Below are 17,801 nucleotides of genomic sequence, written 5' to 3'. Positions count from 1 at the left end.
AATGATGCGTAAACTGTCGCTTCTGCTTGCCGGGGCGCTGATGGGAGCCACGGCCATGGGCCTGGTGTATGGTGCGCCAGGCTCGACGGCAAACGCGGCAGGTTCGGAAACCTACCGCCAGCTCGCTATCTTCGGCGATATCTTCGAGCGCGTGCGCGGCCAGTATGTGACCCCGCCGGACGAGAAGTCGCTGATCGAGAATGCCATCAACGGCATGCTGACGTCGCTTGACCCGCATTCGTCGTATCTCAACGCCGAAGCTGCCAAGGACATGCGCGTCCAGACCAAGGGCGAGTTCGGCGGCCTCGGCATCGAGGTGACGATGGAGAACGAGCTGGTCAAGGTCATCACTCCGATCGACGACACTCCTGCCGCCAAGGCGGGCGTGCTGGCCGGCGACTTCATCTCCAAGATCGATGGCGAGGAAGTTCGCGGCCTGACGCTGAACGACGCCGTCGAGAAGATGCGCGGACTGATCAACACGCCGATCAAGCTGACGATTCTGCGCGAAGGTGCCGACAAGCCGATCGAGATTTCGATCGTGCGCGACGTCATCAAGGTCAAGGCCGTCAAGTTCCGCGTCGACAACGACGTTGGCTACATGAAGATCACCTCCTTCACCGAGAAGACCTTCGACGACCTGCAGAATGCCATCGAGCAGATCAAGAAACAGGTGCCGGACGACAAGCTCAAGGGCTACGTGCTCGACCTGCGCCTCAATCCGGGCGGCCTGCTCGACCAGGCGGTGAGCGTGTCCGATACCTTCCTCGATCGTGGCGAGATCGTCTCGACGCGCGGTCGCGATCCGAAGGACATCACGCGCTTCGATTCGCGTGCCGGCGACGACATCGACGGCAAGCCGCTGATCGTCCTGGTCAATGGCGGTTCGGCGAGCGCCTCGGAAATCGTGGCGGGCGCACTGCAGGATCATCGCAGGGCAACCGTTGTGGGCACACAGTCCTTCGGCAAGGGCTCGGTGCAGACCATCATCCCGCTGGCCGAGAACGGTGCGCTCCGCCTGACGACGGCGCTCTATTACACGCCGTCGGGCAAGTCGATCCAGGGCAAGGGCATCACGCCCGACATCAAGGTCGACCAGCCGTTGCCTGCCGATCTGCAGGGTCGCGACGTGACCCGCGGCGAATCGGAGCTCAAGGGCCACATCAAGGGCGCCGAGGAGAGCGACACGGGCTCGGGTTCGGCCGCCTATGTGCCGCCGGAGCCGAAGGACGACCTGCAGCTCAACTATGCGCTTGAGTTGCTGCGCGGCCAGAAGACCGATCCGGCGTTCCCGCCGAATCCGGACAAGGCCGTGATGAACAACCAGTAGGCAAGAGCCAGCGAAAAGCTGGCCTGCATGGCTGGGCAATGCGATGCTGCCGGGACCGCAAGGTTCCGGCAGTTTGATTCGGGGGCTAGCCGCAGGTCGTGGTGCAGATCGACAAGGAAATCGACCGTCCGCTCGGACAAACGCCAGGGCGTCGTCCTGGAGGCGGGCGCGCGTCCCGGCTGCGCAAGGGGCCGCTTGTCGCAGGGATTTGCCTGCTGGCGGTCGTCGCGGTTTCGGCGGCCATCGCGCTGCGCGACAAGCCATTCCGGGCGCCCGGGCTTGTTGCCGTGTCCAAGCCGGAAGTAGTTCCGGTCCCCGCCGAGGCGTTGCCTGCGGCCCAGCCATCGAGCCCGGTCTCCAATGGCGGCCCGTCAATCATCAAGGTCAACCCGACCGAAGGCAGTGGCGCGATCGTCATCCGCGACCCGTCGGCGGTGGGTCAGAACCCGCGGATAGCGCATCTTCCCGACAGGGCGCTGATCGAAGACAGCGCAACCGGCCCGCTGCCCATTCGCGCGGCAGACGGCCGGCGGGCGTTCGACGTCTATGCGGGAGCGTGGTCGGGTGCGCGCGGCGCCAGGGTGGCGATCGTCATCGGCGGGCTCGGCCTGTCGCAAACCGGGACGCAGCAAGCGATCGGCAAGCTGCCGCCCGAGGTGACGCTGGGATTTGCGCCGCAAGGCAACAGCCTTGGCCGCTGGATGCAGACGGCGCGGCGCGAGGGCCATGAGATCGTCATGCAGGTGCCGCTCGAGCCGTTCGACTTTCCCAACGTCAATCCCGGCCGCAACACGCTGACCGTTGACGCCAGCGCCGACGAAAATCTCAAGAACCTGCGCTGGACGCTGTCGCGGACCACCAATTATACCGCCGTGATGAGCTACATGGGCGCGCGTTTCTCGACGAGCCCCGAGGCGATGGGCCTGCTGATGGCAGAGCTCGGCAAGCGCGGCATCGGATATGTCGACGACGGCTCGTCGGCGCGCAGCCTGGCGCCCGAACAGGCGCTGAAGAACGGCGTGCCGTTCGCGGCGGGAGATGCAGTCATCGATGCCGTCCAGGATCGAGGCGCGATCCTGAGCAAGCTCGACGAGCTCGAGCGGACCGCCCGCGCCAAGGGGTTCGCCATCGGCACGGGCAACGCCTTCGACGTCACCGTTGATGCGGTCGCGTCATGGGCAAGCGAGGCACGCAAGCGCGGCATCGAGATCGTACCGATCTCGGCGGTCGCGAGCGACCCGGAACGAGGATAGGAATGCATGTCGAAGAACAGGATCGCTCCGGAGGATCTGCCCTACCGTCCCTGTGTCGGCATCATGGTGCTGAATGCCAAGGGCCTGGTCTGGGCAGGGCGACGCATTGCCGAGCCTGACGGCGAGCTGTCTGATGCCAGCCAGCTTTGGCAGATGCCGCAAGGCGGTATCGACAAGGGCGAGGCGCCCTATCCGGCCGCGACGCGCGAACTCTACGAGGAAACCGGCATGCGCAGCGTCACGCTGCTCGCCGAGGCCCCCGACTGGATCAACTACGACCTGCCGCCGCACCTCCTGGGCATTGCGCTGAAGGGCAGATATCGCGGCCAGACGCAAAAATGGTTCGCCTTCCGTTTCGACGGAGATGAGAACGAGATCGCCATCGACCCACCTCCGGGGGGGCATTCCGCCGAGTTCGACCGCTGGGCATGGAAGCCGATGGTCGAGTTGCCGGACCTGATCGTGCCGTTCAAGCGCAAGGTCTATGACGAGGTCGTGGCGGCGTTCAGGCACCTCGTGGCATAGGCCCCGCGGCCGCTGCCCTTGACAAGCCGTGCCGGGTCAGCGACCCTTTACGCATGTGCACCATCGCTCATATTGGCAGTTTTGCCCTGTTTCGGGTCTGCCCCATCGCGGGATCCTAGCCCCGGCTCGGTCGCTATGCGACTTCCGAGCCCCTGGGGCACATTCTTCAACGCATGAAATCATGAGCAACGAACCGCATCGCGGTTCGGCTTGAACATTTAGGTGGTCCGTTTCGCGGACGACCGGTCGCGCGCGTTCGCATCGAAGCGGCGGCCGGGTAAGAATTCATGAGGCTTCCATTGCGCCAGAACATCAAGCAGCGTCGCGAGCACGAGATCGTGCTGAGTGAAAGCGACCACGCCAAGCTGACCGGGCTTGCCGAATCCAGCCTCGATCGGCTGCCCGAAATTGCCGAGGAGCTGCTCTCGGAAATGGACCGGGCCAAGATCAAGCCGCTCAGCCGCATTCCGGCCAATGTCATCCGCATGGGCTCGAAGGTGACGTTCCGCAGCGGCGACGGCGAGGTCAAGACAGTCACGCTGGTCTATCCCGGCAAGGCCGATATCGCCGAAGGCAAAGTGTCCATCCTGACCCCGGTCGGTGCAGCCTTGATCGGCCTGCGCGAGGGTCAGTCGGTTGCCTGGACCTCCAGGGCCGGCCGCCGTCTCGAGATCGAGATTGTTTCGGTGGAAGCACCCGTCGAAGGCGTCAACTGACCGCCCGCCAACCAAGTTCCGAACTGTGCGAGTGCAGGGCCGATGGCCGCGCTTGCGGAGATGCGCCATGACCGAATGCCAATTGACGACCAAGGATTTCGCCATCGTGAAAACGATGCTCGACCGCCTGGCGTGGTCGGGTGGTCCGCTCGTTGCACTGCTGCGACGCAAGCTTGCTTCGGCGCAGGTGGTGTTCTCCAACGAAGCGGATGCCGATGTGGTGACACTGAACAGCCGCGTGACATTCAGTGTCGACGGCGGCGCGCCTCATACCCGCATTGTGGCGCACGGGCCGATGGACGGCATGGTCGGACAGATCATCCCGATCACCGTGCCACGCGGGCTGGCATTGCTTGGCCTGCGCAAGGGCCAATCGATCTTGGTCGATTGCGGCCGCGGCTCGACGGAGACCATCCGGGTCGACGAGATCCACTACCAGCCGGAGGCAGCGCGACCGGCAATCACGACGCCGGAAGCCGATCCCGATCCATCCGGCCGCCGCTTCCCGGTGCTGGTGTTCAGCTCGGATGCGCCACAGACACTTGGCGCGCCGAAAAAAATCCGGCACAGCTCCAGCAATGGCGATGATCCGGGCCCCTCGGCGGCCTGAGGAGGCGCCTGCTACAGCGACACGCATCCCACAGGCTTGCGCAACAACGCTGTAGGATCTTGTGTTTGTGCATGGTCCACTCTGAAAATCGATTATGGTTCAGGGGGACAGGCACCTGGGGGCGCAATGAAGGTCATAGTCGTCGGCGGCGGTGTCATCGGGGTGACGACTGCCTACTATCTTGCCGAGGCCGGGCACGAGGTGGTCGTCTACGATCGCCAGAAGGCGCCGGCGCAGGAGACCAGCTTTGCAAATTCGGGCGAAATCTCGTCCGGCTACGCCTCTCCGCTGGCTGCCCCCGGCGTGCCTCTCAAAGCGCTCAAATGGCTCGGCATGAAGGACGGGCCATTTTCCTTCCGCCCGAAGCTCGATCCCAAGATGTGGCTCTGGCTGGCCAGGATGCTGCGCAACTGCACGGCATCGCGCTATGCGGCGAACAAGGCCTTGATGATGCCGCTGGCCGAATACAGCCGCGACATGCTGCGGGTCCTGCGCGAAGGCACCGGCATAAGCTACGACGAGCGCAGCCATGGCACGTTGCAACTGTTTCGCACCCAGCAACAGCTGGACGGCATAGCCTCCGACGTTGCGGTCCTCGACAGGTTTGATGTGCCTTATGAAATTCTCGATGCGGCGGGCTGTATCGCAGGCGAACCAGGCCTTGCCGGGGCACGCCAGGGCATAAGCGGCGGCTTGCGGCTTCCGGTCGACGAAACCGGCGACTGCCGGTTGTTCACCGAGCGCCTTGCCGAATTATGCGCCGAACGCGGTGTCGTCTTCAGGTTCGGCAAGGGCGTTTTTTCGCTGGAGCACTGGGGAGGGCAGGTCCGGCAGATCACTTCCGGCGACGGCCGCGTGGGAGCGGATGCCTTCGTGCTGGCCGCCGGCAGCTATTCCGAACGCTTCATGCGCAAGCTGCAGCAGCGTGTGCCGGTCTATCCGCTCAAGGGCTATTCGCTCACGGTGCCGGTGGCGGATGCGGCCCGGGCACCGGTTTCGACAGTCATCGACGAAACCTACAAGGTTGCCGTCACCCGGCTCGGCGACCGCATCCGCATCGGCGGCACTGTCGAGATGTCGGGCTTCGACCTGACCCTGCACGAGTCGCGTCGCGCGCCGCTCGAACGGTCGCTGTCCGAACTGTTCGGCGGCGCCGGCAATCTGCGCGAGGCGCATTTCTGGTGCGGCCTGCGGCCGATGACACCCGACGGACCGCCCATTGTCGGCCGGACCAAGTTGCCGAACCTCTACATCAACACCGGCCACGGCATGCTCGGCTGGACGATGGCCTGCGGCTCGGCGAAAATCCTGGCCGACACGATCTCCGGCCGCGAGCCGGAGATCGACGCCAGCGGCCTCGGCCCCGAGCGCTATTGGGCCTGAACCTTCACGCGACCTTTTTCAGCGAACGCGGCACTTCCGTCGACTGGTACATCGAGATGACGTGGCCGTCGGGATCGGCGAATTCGGACGACCAGCCGCCTGGTGCATGACTCACTGGGGTGACGATGGTCACGCCATTGCCTGCCAGCGACGAGACGATGTCGTCGATGCCGCCGTCGGCGATCTCGAAGACGATGATGGGTGAGTTGCCGGGGTGCGACTCCATCTTGAAGAAGATCAGGTCGACGCCGTTGACGGTGCTGGCGATCAGCCAGTCGCCCTCTCCCTCTCCGTCGCCCTCCATGCGCTGGACGTCCAGCCCCATGACATCGCGATAAAAGGCCTCGGTCCTGTCGATATCCGAGACGTAATAGCAGATGTTGCCGAGTTTGCGTTTGCCGAACATTCTGGTCACTCCGTGATTTCGGTTGCACGCCTGTTGAGTTGCCGTGCGGCAGGGTTTTGTGAGGTGCCGATCACAAAAAGATGTCCGTCGGGATCGTGGCTTGCGAGCAGGGCGCCCGGTTGCCGCGCCATCGCCAGCAGGGAGCGCCTGATGCTTCCGAAGGCTAGCGCGCCGGCCAGGCCGGGGATTTCGGCGACCGGGTCGCCGCCAAAGGCCGTCCAGCGCCGCCGGATCTCGGCGATGCGCTGGCGAAGTGCGGGGTCGGCAAGGCGCTGCAGCCAGGCGATCTCCTGCCGCGTGTGACCCGTCAGGGCCAGCAGCGTGGTCGTGCGCAGGCTGGGCGGCAAAGTCGCCACGAAACGCACGGGCACGGTTTCGGCATGCGCCGGCTCGCAGCTGCCGGCGGCAAACGGTGCCTCACGCTGCCTGCGGCGTACAGCCGAACGCGCGTCGAAGGCAGCGCGGCGCCGCAACGCGCCTTCCAGCCAGCGCCGGTTCTCGATCTTCGACAAGTCGGTGCGTCCTGCTTCGACCGCCGCGACAAGGATCGTCTGAAGCAGGTCCTCGGCCTCGTCGGCGCGTCGCGTGGCGCGCCGGGCCTTGCGCAGCAATTCTGCGTAGGGGCGGGGCAGCAAATCGGTTTCCTCGCATGGAAGGGCGATGTTAGCGGATGTGCGAGATTGTCGGAAGGGCTCAGGACACGCCGCACGCGTGAAAGCATGACGCTCAAAGCCTATGGGCTAGATGAACAGAGCCCGTTCGCGCTCCACCGCCTTGGTGATGAAACCCGCCACTGTCTGGACGCGGCGCAGCGGCCGGACGGATTCGTGGTAGACGAGCCAGTAGGCGCGGCGGATCGGGGCTATGGCCGTCACCGGCACGATCTCTGAAATGGTGCGGGCGATGAAGGTGTGCAGGATGCCGATGCCGGCGCCGGAACGCACCGCCTCGACCTGTCCGAGCGCCGACGAGATCGAAAAGGCCGACTCCCAGGAGGGACTGAACTCGGCGGCGTAGTCGAGCGAGGGGCTGACGACGAGATCGGGCACGTAGCCGATCAGGCGGTGGGCCGAAAGCTCCGTGCGCGAAGTGGGCAGGCCGTGTTCTTCGGCATAGGCGCGCGAGGCAAACAGGCCGAGCGAATAGTCGACGAGCTTTGCCGCCACCAGCCGGCCTTCGCTCGGCCGCTCGGTGGTGATGGCAATGTCGGCCTCGCGCCGCGACAGCGAAAAGGTTCTGGGAACCGGGACGAGCTGGATGCGGAGGTCGGCGTGCTGGGCCGTCAGCGCACCGAGGCGCTGGGCCAGGAAGGCGACGCCAAAGCCGTCGGGGGCGCCGATGCGCACGGTGCCCGCGACCTCGTCGCCTTCACCCGAAATCTCGGCGCGGGCAGTCAGCATGTCGGCTTCCATGCGCTCGGCGACTTCCAGGAAACGTTCGCCGGACGGCGTCAGTTCGCTTCCCGTCGTCAGCCGGCGAAAAAGCTTGGTCTTGAGCGCTTCCTCGAGTGCTGCCACGCGGCGCGACACCGTTGCGTGGTTGAGCTCCAGCCGGCGCGCGGCCCCCAGGATCTGGCCGGTGCGGGCGACAGCGAGGAAGATGCGGACGTCGTCCCAGTTCATCGGCGATTCCCATCCTGAGGGCGAGGAAAGCTGCGGTCCGCACACCCTACTATGCATGAAATCGCATTCAAGCTCTTGTCGGGCTTTATTTTCTGCACAACGGTTGCGTTCGCCCTCGCGTTGCAAAGGCGCGTGTTAAGCGGGACAATAGGCCATCAGCAAGGAATTGGGAGAGAAGCAATGGTCGACTACGGTCATTTCATCGGCGGCAAGCATGTCGCCGGCACCAGCGGACGCAAGCAGGACGTGCTGCAGCCGATGGACGGCTCGGTGCGCGCCACCGTGGCGCTGGCCTCGGCGCAGGAACTGCGCGCCGCAGTCGAAAACGCCAAGGCAGCGCAGCCGGCATGGGCAGCCACCAATCCGCAGCGCCGCGTGCGCGTGCTGATGAAGTTCCTGGAGCTGGTGCAGAAGGAATACGACTCGCTGGCCGAACTGCTGGCCCGCGAACACGGCAAGACCATCGCCGACGCCAAGGGCGACATCCAGCGCGGCCTTGAAGTGGTCGAGGTCTGCATCGGCGCTCCGCACATGATGAAGGGCGAGTTCACCGACGGCGCTGGTCCCGGCATCGACGTCTACTCGATGCGCCAGGCGCTCGGCGTCGTCGCCGGCATCACCCCGTTCAACTTCCCGGCGATGATCCCCCTGTGGAAAATCGCCCCGGCCATCGCCTGCGGCAACGCCTTCATCCTGAAGCCTTCCGAGCGCGACCCGGGCGTGCCGCTGCGCATTGCCGAGCTGTTCCTTGAAGCGGGTCTTCCCGCCGGCATCCTCAACGTCGTCAACGGCGACAAGACCGTGGTCGACGCCATCCTCGACGATCCCGACATCAAGGCCGTCGGCTTTGTCGGCTCGACGCCGATCGCCCAGTACATCTACAGCCGCGGCTGCGCCAACGGTAAGCGCGTGCAGTGCTTCGGCGGCGCCAAGAACCACATGATCATCATGCCAGACGCCGACATGGACCAGACAGTCGACGCGCTGATCGGCGCCGGCTACGGCTCGGCCGGCGAGCGCTGCATGGCGATCTCGGTGGCGGTGCCGGTCGGCCACGACACGGCCGAGCGGCTGATGGAAAAGCTGGTTCCGCGCGTCGAAAGCCTGAAGGTCGGCCCTTCGACCGACTCGTCGGCCGATTTCGGCCCGGTGGTGACGCGCGAGGCGCTGGAGCGCATCAAGGGTTACGTCGACATCGGCGTCAAGGAAGGCGCCAAGCTGGTCGTCGACGGCCGCGGCTTCAAGATGCAGGGCTACGAGAACGGCTTCTACATGGGCGGCTGCCTGTTCGACCATGTCACCGCCGAAATGCGCGTCTACAAGGAAGAGATCTTCGGTCCGGTGCTGTCGGTCGTCCGTGCGCCGAACTATGAGAACGCGATCAAGCTCGCCAACGACCACGAGATGGGCAACGGCGTTGCCATCTTCACCCGTGACGGCGACGCTGCCCGCGATTTCGCCTCCCGCGTCCAGGTCGGCATGGTCGGGATCAACGTGCCGATCCCGGTGCCGATCGCCTACTACACCTTCGGCGGCTGGAAGGCGTCGTCCTTCGGCGACCTGAACCAGCACGGCACCGATGCCTTCCGCTTCTACACCAAGACCAAGACGGTGACGTCGCGCTGGCCCTCGGGTGTGAAGGATGGTGCGGAGTTCGTCATTCCGACGATGAACTGATAGCCCTCGATCAATCCTAAAACTGAAACGGCCCGGAACTCGCTTCTGGGCCGTTTTGCGTATCCGGTTCGACTCCGGAGCTGCTACCGTGTCGCCGCCGACTCGGCGTGGGCGCGCAGCATCGACATAAGCCGCTCGGCTTCCTGAGCCGCACCTTCCTCGTCATGCTCGAGGATCGAGCGGATCAACGCGACATGGTGTTCGGCCGACGCGGCGAGGCCGGTCTCGCGCTGGTAGCGGAACCAGAAGCGGCGGCTGTGGGTCTGCAAGGGCGCGGCCAGCCGGGCGGCGAAATCATTGTCGGCGGCGAGCGCCAGCGCTTCGTCGAGGGCCTTGTCGGCTTCGAGGAAGCCGAGCACGTCGGCCGCAATCACTGCCTTCTGCATCGCCAGGGCGGCGGCATGGAACTGGTTGGCGGCGTCGCGGGTGACGAAGCGCGCCGCCGAGCGGGCGAGCACGAGTTCGATGCCGCGCCGCGCGTCGAGCACGCGCAGCCAGTCGCCGGGGTGGAGCGGCGCAATCGCCAGGCCGGCGCGCGGCCTGATCTCGACGAGCCCTTCCCAAGCCAGCCGCTGGATCGCCTCGCGCACCGGCGTGCGGCCGAGGCCGAGCCGATCGATCAGTCCGCCTTCGGTGGCAACGCTGCCGGGGGCGAGTTCCAGGGTCACGATCAGCCGTTCCAGCTCGTGATAGGCGCGGGTCGCTGCCGGTTCCAGTTTCTCAACTTGCATGATCGAATCGTTTGAAAGCGCAATGATATATTTTTGATATATCAGAGCCGAATCTGGATTGACAGCACTGGTTTCCTCGTCATATATCAGTGATATATCAGATGGAGAAAGCACCATGTGGGCCGGAGTCATCCCAGCAGTCACCACCAAGTTCACGGCGGACGACCGCCTCGACCATGCCGAGATGGAGCGCTGCTTTGCGTTGCAGATGGAGGCAGGGTGCGACGGCCTGATCGTCGCCGGCTCGCTCGGCGAAGGCCCGATGCTGTCGCATGACGAGAAGATCGAGGTGCTGAAGACGGCCCAGAAGGTCGCCGGCAACAAGCCGGTGCTGCTGACCGTCAACGAGGCCGGCACCCGCGAAGCAGCCGCGATCGCCAGGCGCGCCGCCAAGGAAGGCGCCTCCGGCCTGATGGTTGTGCCGAGCCCGATCTACCACACCAATCCGGAAGAGACGGTGGCCGCCCTTCGCGCCGTGGCCGAAGCCGGCGACCTGCCGGTGATGATCTATTCCAATCGCCTCGCCTATCGCGTCGACGTCACCGTCGACCAGATGGAGGAGCTGGCGTCGGACAAGCGCTTCGTCGCGGTCAAGGAATCGTCGGACGACATCCGCCGCTCGACCGAGATCATCAATCGCCTGGGCAACCGCTACGATCTGTTCACCGGCGTCGACAACCTCGCCTTCGAGGCACTGTCGGTCGGCGCCATCGGCTGGGTCGCGGGACTGGTTGTTGCCTTCCCGCGCGAGACGGTCGCCATCTACCAGCTGATGAAGCAGGGTCGCCGCGAAGAGGCGCTTGCGATCTACCGTTGGTTCCGCCCACTGCTCGACCTCGACGTCTCGACCTATCTGGTCCAGAACATCAAGCTGGCGGAGGTGCTGGCGATCGGCTCCAACGACCGCGTGCGCATGCCGCGCAAGCCGCTTTCCGGCGAGCGCCGCAACGCGGCCGAAAAGATCATCAAGGATGCGCTGGCGATCAGGCCCAAACTGCCGTCGTTCTGATCAGGGGCAAGCCCGGGGGAGGGGCAAGGCATGAATGCAGCGGTCGAGGAGATCGACATCGCCATCATCGGTGCCGGCATCGTCGGCATCGCGGCTGCTGCCTATCTCGTCGACGCCGGGTGCAAGGTGATGGTGCTTGACCGCACCGGCATCTGTGAGGAAACAAGCTCTGGCAATGCCGGGGCTTTCGCCTTCTCCGACGTGCTGCCGCTCGCCCACAAGGGCATGATGCGCAACGTGCCGAAATGGCTTGCCGATCCGCTGGGACCGCTCAGCATTCCGCCTGCCTACCTGCCAAAACTCCTGCCGTGGCTCTACCGCTTCTGGCGTGCCGGGGCGCCCGCCAATTACGAGGCGAGCCTTGCAGCGCAAGCGGGGCTGATGAAACTCGCCGAGCAGGAATGGGCGTCGCTTATGGCCCGTACCGGCGCCAGCTCGATGCTGCGCGAGGACGGCTCGCTCGAGCTTTACGAGAGCAATGCGGAATTCAAGGACGCGCTGCCAAGTTGGGCGGCGCGCGACCGTTTCGGCATTGCCTGCCGCCATCTCGACAAGAGCGAGCTCGCCGACTACCAGCCCGGTCTCGCCGACCGGTTTACGCGCGGCACGTTCGTTCCCGGCTGGAAGACCGTGTCCGACCCCAAGGACCTCGGCAAGGCGATCTGGCGCCATGCCGAAGCAAGGGGGGCTGCCTTCGTCAAGGGCGATGTCGGGCTGGTTCGTCCGACCGGAGACCGCGTCCTGATCCAGCTCAAGCAGGGCCGTACGCTGTTTGCGCAAAAGGTGCTGATCGCTGCCGGGGCCTGGTCGCATCTTCTCGCCCGCCAGCTTGGCGACGTCATTCCGCTCGAAACCGAGCGCGGCTACAACACCACGCTTCCGTCTTCCGCCTTCGACGTGAAGCGGCAACTCATCTTCACCGGCCACGGCTTCGTCATCACCCCACTCGCCACTGGCCTGCGTGTCGGCGGGGCGGTCGAGCTCGGCGGCATTTCGCGGCCGCCCAACTATGCCCGCTCGAAGGCAATGCTGGCCAAGGCCAGAAAGTTCCTGCCGGGACTGGATCCGTCAGGCGGGCGCGAATGGATGGGCTTTCGCCCGTCGCTACCTGATTCACTGCCGGTCATCGGCGGCTCCCGCAGTCACCCCAACGTGCACTACGCCTTCGGCCATGGTCATCTCGGCCTGACCCAGGCCGCTGCCACAGGCCGGCTGGTGCGGGACCTTGTTCTGGGCCAAAGGCCGCCGCTCGATCTCACCCCCTTTTCGGCCCAACGTTTCTGACGCAAGGTATCTCCTATCATGGCGCGCCATTCCTTCTTCTGTATCGACGGCCACACCTGCGGCAATCCGGTGCGGCTGGTGGCGGGCGGCGGGCCGCGCCTCGAAGGCTCGACCATGATGGAAAGGCGGGCGCATTTCCTCGCCGAGTATGACTGGATCCGCACCGGGCTGATGTTCGAGCCGCGTGGGCACGACGTCATGTCCGGATCGATCCTCTATCCGCCGACGCGCGAGGACTGCGATGTCGCCATCCTGTTCATCGAGACGTCGGGCTGCCTGCCGATGTGCGGGCACGGCACCATCGGCACCGTCACCATGGCGATCGAGCATGGGCTGGTGAAGCCGAGGACCCCGGGCGTCCTTCGCCTCGACACCCCGGCCGGGCTGGTCATCGCCGAGTACAAGCAGGTCGGCGACTATGTCGAGGAGGTGCGCATCACCAACGTGCCGTCCTTCCTCTACGCCGAAGGGCTGTCGGTCGAGTGCCCCGGTCTCGGCGAGATCAAGGTAGACGTCGCCTATGGCGGCAATTTCTACGCCATCGTCGAGCCGCAGGAAAACTACCGCGACATGGCCGACTGCGGCGCCGGCGATTTCATCGCCTGGAGCCCGGTCGTGCGCCAGCGTCTCAACGAGAAGTACTCGTTCGTCCATCCCGAGAATCCCGGCATCAACCGGCTGTCCCACATGTTGTGGACCGGCGTCGCCAAGCATCCTGAAGCGCATGCCCGCAATGCCGTGTTCTACGGCGACAAGGCCATCGACCGGTCGCCCTGCGGCACCGGAACTTCGGCGCGCATGGCGCAGCTTCACGGCAAGGGCAAGCTCAAGGCCGGCGACGATTTCGTGCACGAATCGATCATCGGTTCGCTGTTCAAGGGACGCGTCGAACGCGAGGTCGAAGTGGCCGGCAAGCCGGCCATCATTCCCTCGATCGGTGGCTGGGCGCGGATGACCGGATTGAACACCATCTTCATCGACGACCGCGATCCGTTCGCCCATGGATTTGTAGTCATTTAGTCGTATGGCGGGAGGCAGAAACGGCCAATATGTCTAGACAATCTTAGGAAGGATATCGGCGGCGAGGCGCAAGGAAATATTGCCGAGGTGCATTCAGGCGCTACGTTCTTCGAATATGGCGCGCAAAATCACCGGAATCGGCAAAGACATTGCGTTGAGCCAATGGTAGGTTGCGCAATGGTCCAGGGCCTGGACAGCATAAAAACAGAGACGGCTTCAAGTGCCGTCCGGCAGGCGGCAACGGGCATAAGAATCACGTTGCAATCCAGGCTCGAAACTTTAGGACTAGGGGAAATATCAAAAGGAATGCGTGCATAGCGCGACATTCCAGGGGAGCCGCATTCACATGCAGTACTTCGTCCAGCAGATGGTCAACGGGCTGACGCTGGGGTCCATCTATGGCCTCATCGCTATCGGCTACACGATGGTCTACGGCATCATCGGGATGATCAATTTCGCCCATGGCGACATTTTCATGCTCGGGGCATTCGTCGCCCTGATCGTGTTCCTGATCCTCACCGCCATGTTCTATTCGGTGCCGGTCGTCGTCGCCTTGCTGATTATGATGGTGGTGGCGATGCTGATGACCAGCCTCTACAACTGGACCATCGAAAAGGTCGCCTACCGGCCGCTGCGCGGTTCGTTCCGGCTGGCGCCGCTGATCACTGCAATCGGCATGTCGATCGCGCTGTCGAACTTCGTCCAGGTGACGCAAGGTCCGCGCAACAAGCCGATCCCGCCGATGGTCTCGACGGTCTACAATGTCGGCGGCATCTCGATCTCGCTCAAGCAGATCATCATCGTCATCGTCACCGTGTCGCTGCTGGCGCTGTTCTGGTACCTGGTCAACAAGACATCGCTCGGCCGCGCCCAAAGGGCGTGTGAGCAGGACCGCAAGATGGCTGCCCTGCTCGGCATCGACGTCGACCGCACGATCTCCATCACCTTCATCATGGGCGCCGCTCTCGCCGCCGTCGCCGGCACGCTGTTCCTGATGTATTACGGCGTCGTCGCCTTCTCCGACGGTTTCGTGCCAGGCGTCAAAGCGTTCACCGCGGCCGTTCTCGGCGGCATCGGCTCGCTGCCCGGCGCCATGTTGGGCGGGCTGATGATCGGCTTCATCGAAAGCATGTGGTCGGCCTATTTCTCGATCGACTACAAGGACGTCGCGGCGTTCTCGATCCTTGCCATCGTGCTGATCTTCCTGCCCTCCGGCATTCTTGGCCGGCCCGAAGTCGAGAAGGTCTGAGCCCATGGCCAACATTGCTCAAGCCACACGCGAAGAATCCGCTACCCCGTTCCAGCGCGGCATCAAGGAGGCGCTTTATGCGGGCGCGATCTCCTTCGGCCTGTTCTTCCTGTTCATCGGGCTTAGGACCGACCAGAACATCCGCAACGAACTGATCCTCGTTCCGCGCTGGGGCCTGCTCGCCAGCGTCGTCGCACTGGTGATGGCCGGTCGCTTCCTCTACGTCGCCTACGGCCAGCCGTTCATGGCCAAGCAGAAGATCGTCGACGTCGCGAGCGGCCTGTTGCCGGACAGCGTGGCGACGCGGTTCTTCCGCCTGCCCTATTTCATCGCTGCGCTCGTCGCCGTCGTGCTGCTGTTCGTGCTCGCCGGTTCGCTCGACTCTATCTTTGGGCCGGTGCTTGCCGGCTACCTGCGCTTCTTCCGCGCGCTGGCGATCATCTATGCGCTGGCCTCGGTGATGTTCTATTTCCGCGCCTTCATCCAGGCCCATTTCTCGGCGCTGGGCATCGGCGTCCTGGTGGCCTATCCGATCGTCGTGGTGGTGGCCCTGACCCTCATCTCCGGTTCGATGGCGGGCGGCTTCCAGGGCTCGCTCAAATGGGTCGACAATTTCGGCATCCAGATCCTGATCTACGTGATGCTGGCCTGGGGCCTGAACATCGTCGTCGGCCTCGCCGGGCTGCTCGACCTCGGCTATGTCGCCTTCTACGCCGTCGGCGCCTATGCCTACGCCTTGCTGGCGACGCAGCTCGGCTGGTCGTTCTGGATCCTGCTGCCGGTAGCCGGCATCATGGCTGCCTTCTGGGGCGTCATGCTCGGGTTCCCGGTGCTGCGCCTTCGAGGAGACTATCTGGCGATCGTGACGCTGGCGTTCGGCGAAATCATCCGCCTGGTACTGATCAACTGGCGCGAAGTGACCAACGGCGCTGCCGGCATCTCGGGCATCCCGAAGGTCAGCTTCTTCGGCCTGATGTCGTTCAACGTTTCCGACCCGAACTACATCGCCAAGGTGCTCGGCATCGCCCAGTCCGGTGCCTACTACAAGATCTTCCTCTACTACCTCATCCTCGGCCTGGCGCTGCTGACCGCCTTCGTCACCATCCGGCTTCGGCGCATGCCGGTCGGCCGTGCCTGGGAAGCGCTGCGCGAGGACGAGATCGCCTGCCGCTCGCTCGGCATCAACACGACCACGACCAAGCTCACCGCCTTTGCCACCGGCGCGATGTTCGGCGGCTTCGCCGGCTCGTTCTTCGCCGCGCGCCAGGGCTTCGTGTCGCCCGAATCCTTCGTCTTCCTGGAATCGGCGATCATCCTTGCCATCGTCGTGCTCGGCGGCATGGGCTCGCTGGTCGGCATCGCGGTTGCGGCCGCCGTGATGATCGGCGGCACCGAGATCCTGCGCGAGATGGAGTTCCTGAAAGCGGTCTTCGGGCAGGACTTCACGCCCGAGCTCTACCGCATGCTGCTGTTCGGCATGGCGATGGTCATCGTGATGCTGTGGAAGCCGCGAGGTTTTGTCGGCAGTCGAGAGCCCACTGCCTTCCTGCATGAGCGAAAAGCCGTCTCCGGTGCCTTCACCAAGGAAGGACACGGCTGATGAACGCGAGCACATCCATGAACAATGCGATCCTGCAGGTCGAGCATCTGTCGATGAAGTTCGGCGGCCTGGTTGCCATCGGCGACCTTTCGTTCGAGGTCCGGCGCGGCGAGATCACCGCGCTGATCGGCCCGAACGGCGCCGGCAAGACGACGGTCTTCAACTGCATCACCGGTTTCTACAAGCCGACCGAAGGCATGATCCGGTTCAACGGTCGGGAAGGCGGCGAGTTCCTGCTCGAGCGCATGCCCGACTTCCAGATCACGGCCAAGGCGAAGGTGGCGCGCACGTTCCAGAACATCCGGCTGTTCTCGGGCATGACGCTGCTCGAAAACCTGCTGGTGGCACAGCACAATAAGCTGATGAAGGCTTCGGGCTTCACCGTCATGGGCCTGCTGGGGCTTGGCGGCTATCGCAAGGCGTCGGCGGAATCGGTCGAACTCGCCAAGCATTGGCTCGAAAAAGCCGAGCTGATCGACCGCGCCGACGATCCGGCGGGCGACCTGCCCTATGGCGCGCAACGGCGGCTGGAGATCGCGCGCGCCATGTGCACCGGGCCGGAGCTGCTCTGCCTCGACGAGCCTGCGGCCGGCCTCAATCCGAAGGAGTCGCTGGCGCTCAACACGCTGCTCATCGACATCAAGGAAAATACCGGCACGTCGATCCTGCTCATCGAGCACGACATGTCGGTCGTCATGCAGATTTCCGACCATGTCGTCGTGCTCGAATATGGCCGCAAGATCTCCGACGGCGACCCGATCTCGGTCAGGACCGATCCGAAGGTGATTGCAGCCTATCTCGGCGTCGACGACGAAGAGGTCAGCGAGGTGCTGATCGAGGTTGGCGACGAGCAGGTGATCGAGGAACTGGAGGGCGTGCCCGATCCGTCGCATGGCCCGAGTTCGTCGTCCTCGATGATGGCAGGGCCGGTCAGCGATACGATCAGCCACAGCGACGGACACGGCGAGATCGTGACCGTTTCCAAGGGTGCGTCGAAGGCGGGACAGGTCGAGGCGCGCGACGCCAAGGCCGCATCCAAGCCGGCGACAAAGACGGCTCCGGCGAAGGCGCCCAAAGCCAAGTCGGCGGCCACCCCGCCTGCCGGCCTGATGGCCGCGCCCGCGCCTGCGAAGGCGAAGGCCCCGGCCGAGACCGCGGCGGCTCCGGCGGCCAAGGCAACGGCCCCGGCCGCCAAGACGCCGGCCAAGCCGACAAAGACGGCCGCGGTGAAGGCAGAGCCGGCGAAGGTTGCTTCCACGCCGGTCAAGGCGCCGGCCCCGAAGGCCGCGACGAAACCAGCGGCGGCTCCGAAAGCAGCGGCCAAGCCGGCGAAGGCCGACGCGGCAAAGGCGGCCCCGGCACCGAAGCCCGCGCCTGCCGCCAAGG

At 64.6% G+C, this 17,801-nt stretch carries 16 protein-coding genes and 1 pseudogene; 13 read left to right on the top strand and 4 right to left on the bottom strand.

Translation table 11 applies throughout. From position 1 onward, the window contains the following. The first annotated feature begins 1 nt into the window (after position 1). The 6 genes from ASC75_RS11515 to ASC75_RS11490 all read left to right on the top strand — a co-directional run bounded on the left by ASC75_RS11515 (position 2) and on the right by ASC75_RS11490 (position 5,817). Positions 2 to 1,330, top strand: coding sequence for a S41 family peptidase (locus tag ASC75_RS11515; protein WP_055974762.1), 1,329 nt, complete (start codon positions 2 to 4; stop codon positions 1,328 to 1,330). 98 nt (positions 1,331 to 1,428) lie between these two features. Next, a complete protein-coding gene (locus ASC75_RS11510) occupies positions 1,429 to 2,583 on the top strand; it encodes a divergent polysaccharide deacetylase family protein (RefSeq protein WP_156381206.1) in 1,155 nt (384 codons plus the stop codon). A 6-nt stretch (positions 2,584 to 2,589) separates the two neighbouring features. After that, positions 2,590 to 3,108, top strand: a complete 519-nt coding sequence (locus ASC75_RS11505; RefSeq protein WP_055974758.1) for an RNA pyrophosphohydrolase — start codon at positions 2,590 to 2,592, stop codon at positions 3,106 to 3,108. 287 nt (positions 3,109 to 3,395) lie between these two features. Further along, positions 3,396 to 3,824 (top strand): nucleoside diphosphate kinase regulator, encoded by a 429-nt coding sequence (gene rnk, locus ASC75_RS11500; RefSeq protein ID WP_055974756.1) that lies wholly within the window; start codon positions 3,396 to 3,398, stop codon positions 3,822 to 3,824. Positions 3,825 to 3,891: 67 nt separating this feature from the next. Further along, positions 3,892 to 4,434, top strand: a complete 543-nt coding sequence (locus ASC75_RS11495) for a GreA/GreB family elongation factor (RefSeq protein WP_055974753.1) — start codon at positions 3,892 to 3,894, stop codon at positions 4,432 to 4,434. A gap of 126 nt (positions 4,435 to 4,560) precedes the next feature. Next, positions 4,561 to 5,817 carry a D-amino acid dehydrogenase gene (locus ASC75_RS11490; protein ID WP_055974750.1) on the top strand — a complete coding sequence of 419 codons (1,257 nt, stop codon included), beginning with the start codon at positions 4,561 to 4,563 and terminating at the stop codon, positions 5,815 to 5,817. Positions 5,818 to 5,821: 4 nt separating this feature from the next. Here ASC75_RS11490 and ASC75_RS11485 read toward each other — a convergent pair whose 3' ends face one another. From ASC75_RS11485 to ASC75_RS11475, 3 genes are all read right to left on the bottom strand, one after another. After that, positions 5,822 to 6,223, bottom strand: a complete 402-nt coding sequence (locus tag ASC75_RS11485) for a VOC family protein (protein WP_055974747.1) — start codon at positions 6,221 to 6,223, stop codon at positions 5,822 to 5,824. A 5-nt stretch (positions 6,224 to 6,228) separates the two neighbouring features. Then, positions 6,229 to 6,858, bottom strand: a complete 630-nt coding sequence (locus ASC75_RS11480; RefSeq protein WP_055974744.1) for a hypothetical protein — start codon at positions 6,856 to 6,858, stop codon at positions 6,229 to 6,231. A 105-nt stretch (positions 6,859 to 6,963) separates the two neighbouring features. Continuing rightward, on the bottom strand, positions 6,964 to 7,845 hold the full coding sequence (locus ASC75_RS11475; protein WP_055974742.1) for a LysR family transcriptional regulator: 882 nt from the start codon (positions 7,843 to 7,845) through the stop codon (positions 6,964 to 6,966). A gap of 180 nt (positions 7,846 to 8,025) precedes the next feature. Here ASC75_RS11475 and ASC75_RS11470 point away from each other — a divergent pair, with 180 nt between their 5' ends. After that, positions 8,026 to 9,522, top strand: a complete 1,497-nt coding sequence (locus ASC75_RS11470) for a CoA-acylating methylmalonate-semialdehyde dehydrogenase (RefSeq protein WP_055974739.1) — start codon at positions 8,026 to 8,028, stop codon at positions 9,520 to 9,522. Positions 9,523 to 9,605: 83 nt separating this feature from the next. On the opposite strand, the gene ASC75_RS11465 is transcribed toward ASC75_RS11470, so the two are convergent. Continuing rightward, a complete protein-coding gene (locus ASC75_RS11465; protein ID WP_055974737.1) occupies positions 9,606 to 10,253 on the bottom strand; it encodes a GntR family transcriptional regulator in 648 nt (215 codons plus the stop codon). A 115-nt stretch (positions 10,254 to 10,368) separates the two neighbouring features. On the opposite strand from ASC75_RS11465, the gene ASC75_RS11460 reads away from it, so the two are divergent. The 6 genes and pseudogenes from ASC75_RS11460 to ASC75_RS26950 all read left to right on the top strand — a co-directional run. After that, the gene (locus tag ASC75_RS11460; protein WP_055974735.1) at positions 10,369 to 11,262 is read left to right on the top strand and encodes a dihydrodipicolinate synthase family protein; all 894 of its coding nucleotides are present in this window, start codon (positions 10,369 to 10,371) and stop codon (positions 11,260 to 11,262) included. Positions 11,263 to 11,292: 30 nt separating this feature from the next. Then, positions 11,293 to 12,546 (top strand): FAD-dependent oxidoreductase, encoded by a 1,254-nt coding sequence (locus ASC75_RS11455; RefSeq protein ID WP_055974733.1) that lies wholly within the window; start codon positions 11,293 to 11,295, stop codon positions 12,544 to 12,546. 18 nt (positions 12,547 to 12,564) lie between these two features. Further along, positions 12,565 to 13,566 (top strand): 4-hydroxyproline epimerase, encoded by a 1,002-nt coding sequence (locus tag ASC75_RS11450; RefSeq protein ID WP_055974729.1) that lies wholly within the window; start codon positions 12,565 to 12,567, stop codon positions 13,564 to 13,566. 346 nt (positions 13,567 to 13,912) lie between these two features. Then, positions 13,913 to 14,815 (top strand): branched-chain amino acid ABC transporter permease, encoded by a 903-nt coding sequence (locus tag ASC75_RS11445; protein WP_055974727.1) that lies wholly within the window; start codon positions 13,913 to 13,915, stop codon positions 14,813 to 14,815. A 4-nt stretch (positions 14,816 to 14,819) separates the two neighbouring features. Next, entirely contained in the window at positions 14,820 to 16,415 is a 1,596-nt protein-coding gene (gene livM, locus ASC75_RS11440; protein ID WP_055974724.1) for a high-affinity branched-chain amino acid ABC transporter permease LivM, read from the top strand. After that, positions 16,415 to 17,266 (top strand): annotated as a pseudogene (locus tag ASC75_RS26950) (ABC transporter ATP-binding protein); the annotation flags it as partial. The gene livM and the pseudogene ASC75_RS26950, both read left to right, overlap by 1 nt. Positions 17,267 to 17,801: the final 535 nt, after the last annotated feature.

It is taken from the genome of Aminobacter sp. DSM 101952 (assembly GCF_001424795.1).
GTDB lineage: Bacteria > Pseudomonadota > Alphaproteobacteria > Rhizobiales > Rhizobiaceae > Aminobacter > Aminobacter aganoensis.
The sequence above is the reverse complement of the archived record's forward strand: the minus strand, read 5'-3'. Positions and strand labels throughout refer to the sequence as shown.

What these genes read in the sequence shown, in the direction of transcription:
- ASC75_RS11485 (WP_055974747.1), bottom strand. Translation starts at nt 6,223, where the DNA reads ATGTTCGGCAAACGCAAACTCGGCAACATCTGCTATTACGTCTCGGAT.
- ASC75_RS11505 (WP_055974758.1), top strand. Translation starts at nt 2,590, where the DNA reads ATGTCGAAGAACAGGATCGCTCCGGAGGATCTGCCCTACCGTCCCTGT.
- ASC75_RS11475 (WP_055974742.1), bottom strand. Translation starts at nt 7,845, where the DNA reads ATGAACTGGGACGACGTCCGCATCTTCCTCGCTGTCGCCCGCACCGGC.
- ASC75_RS11490 (WP_055974750.1), top strand. Translation starts at nt 4,561, where the DNA reads ATGAAGGTCATAGTCGTCGGCGGCGGTGTCATCGGGGTGACGACTGCC.
- ASC75_RS11455 (WP_055974733.1), top strand. Translation starts at nt 11,293, where the DNA reads ATGAATGCAGCGGTCGAGGAGATCGACATCGCCATCATCGGTGCCGGC.
- livM (WP_055974724.1), top strand. Translation starts at nt 14,820, where the DNA reads ATGGCCAACATTGCTCAAGCCACACGCGAAGAATCCGCTACCCCGTTC.
- rnk (WP_055974756.1), top strand. Translation starts at nt 3,396, where the DNA reads ATGAGGCTTCCATTGCGCCAGAACATCAAGCAGCGTCGCGAGCACGAG.
- ASC75_RS11515 (WP_055974762.1), top strand. Translation starts at nt 2, where the DNA reads ATGATGCGTAAACTGTCGCTTCTGCTTGCCGGGGCGCTGATGGGAGCC.
- ASC75_RS11465 (WP_055974737.1), bottom strand. Translation starts at nt 10,253, where the DNA reads ATGCAAGTTGAGAAACTGGAACCGGCAGCGACCCGCGCCTATCACGAG.
- ASC75_RS11450 (WP_055974729.1), top strand. Translation starts at nt 12,565, where the DNA reads ATGGCGCGCCATTCCTTCTTCTGTATCGACGGCCACACCTGCGGCAAT.
- ASC75_RS11460 (WP_055974735.1), top strand. Translation starts at nt 10,369, where the DNA reads ATGTGGGCCGGAGTCATCCCAGCAGTCACCACCAAGTTCACGGCGGAC.
- ASC75_RS11495 (WP_055974753.1), top strand. Translation starts at nt 3,892, where the DNA reads ATGACCGAATGCCAATTGACGACCAAGGATTTCGCCATCGTGAAAACG.
- ASC75_RS11445 (WP_055974727.1), top strand. Translation starts at nt 13,913, where the DNA reads ATGCAGTACTTCGTCCAGCAGATGGTCAACGGGCTGACGCTGGGGTCC.
- ASC75_RS11470 (WP_055974739.1), top strand. Translation starts at nt 8,026, where the DNA reads ATGGTCGACTACGGTCATTTCATCGGCGGCAAGCATGTCGCCGGCACC.